At 72.9% G+C, this 1,466-nt stretch carries 1 protein-coding gene; it reads left to right on the top strand.

Annotated features, from left to right (window positions below):
* Window positions 1-50 precede the first annotated feature (50 nt).
* Complete coding sequence (locus tag DMP06_RS11210) at window positions 51-1,418, top strand: IS3 family transposase (protein WP_123209811.1); 1,368 nt, start codon at window positions 51-53, stop codon at window positions 1,416-1,418.
* Window positions 1,419-1,466: the final 48 nt, after the last annotated feature.

Here is a 1,466-nt window from a genome sequence, read left to right as displayed (position 1 = left end):
GGGGGTGCGGCAGAAATCCTGGAAGGCGGGGTGGGCGGGAAGGAGCCCGGATGTTTTCCGAGGAGCAGAAGAGGGCGGCGCTCGAGCTCTACGACGAGCTCGGCAGCGCCGGGAGGACCGTCGAGAGACTCGGCTACCCCAGCCGCGCCTGCCTGCGGAATTGGGCCGCCTCTCGCGGCGAGCCGCCCGCGCCCCGCAAGCCTGCGGTAAGATTGGCCGCCGAGGAGAAGGAGGCCGCCGTCGCGCGCGTCCTGGGCGGCGAGCCGTACCGGGAGGTGGCGCGGAGCTGCGGCGTGGCGCCGTGCACCGTGCTCGCGTGGCGGCGCAAGTACCTGGAGGGAGGAGGCGACGCCCTCGTGACCGACATCGACGCCCGCCGGCCCCACGCCGGCCCCGCGCCCGACGACCTGGCCGCGCTGCCGGACGACCCCGCCGAGCTGAAGCGGCGGGTGTTCGAGCTGCAGTTCGAGAACGACCTGATGCGGGAGGTGCTCAGGGCCGTAAAAAAAGGCCCCCGCGTCGACCCGGGGAGCCTCTCGAACAGGGAGAAGGCGGCGGTGATCGACGCGATGAGGGGGACGTATTCTCCGAGCTTTTTGGCCTCTAGGCTGGGCATCGCCCCGTCGAGCTACCACTACGCGCGCAAGGCGGCCGCCGCGCCCGACAGGTGGGCCGAGGCCAGGGCGGCCGTCGTGGAGGAGTTCGAGGCGGCGGGCCGCGCGCGGGGCTACCGCTACGTGCGCCGGCGCCTCGCGGAGCGCGGCATCGCCTGCGGGGAGCGCACGGTGCGCCGCCTCATGGCGGAGGAGGGCTGCGAGGTCGTCTACCTGAGGCGGCCGAAGAGGTGGAGCTCCTACGCCGGCGAGGTCTCCGAGGCGCCCCCGAACCTGGTGGAGAGGCGCTTCCGCGCGGACGCCCCGAACAGGCTGTGGGTGACCGACATCACCGAGTTCAGGATCCCGGGGGACCGCCGCAAGGTGTACCTGTCCGCGGTCGTGGACTGCTTCGACGGGATGCTCGCGTCCTGGGCCGTCGGGACCTCGCCGAGCGCGGGGCTGGCCAACTCGAGCCTGGAGGGGGCCTGCGCGCGGCTCGCCGAGGGCGAGGCGCCCGTCGTCCACAGCGACCGCGGCGGGCACTACCGGTGGCCGGGGTGGATCGCCATCTGCGAGGGGCGCGGGCTGACCCGGTCGATGTCGGCGAAGGGCTGCAGCCCGGACAACGCGGCGTGCGAGGGGTTCTTCGGGAGGCTGAAGAACGAGTTCTTCCACGGCAGGGACTGGCGCGGCGTCTCCGCGGACGAGTTCATGGCCCGCCTGGAGGCGTGGCTGCGCTACCATAACGAGGGCCGGATCAAGGAGTCGCTCGGGTGGCTGAGCCCGAAGGCGTACAGGGAGTCGCTGGGCCTGGCGGCCTAGCACGAACGAACGGCCCGCCCCGCCTTCCAGGATTTCTGCCGCACCCCC

This window comes from Slackia equolifaciens (assembly GCF_003725995.1).
Lineage (GTDB): Bacteria > Actinomycetota > Coriobacteriia > Coriobacteriales > Eggerthellaceae > Slackia > Slackia equolifaciens.
This window is presented reverse-complemented; position numbering and strand designations above follow the sequence as displayed.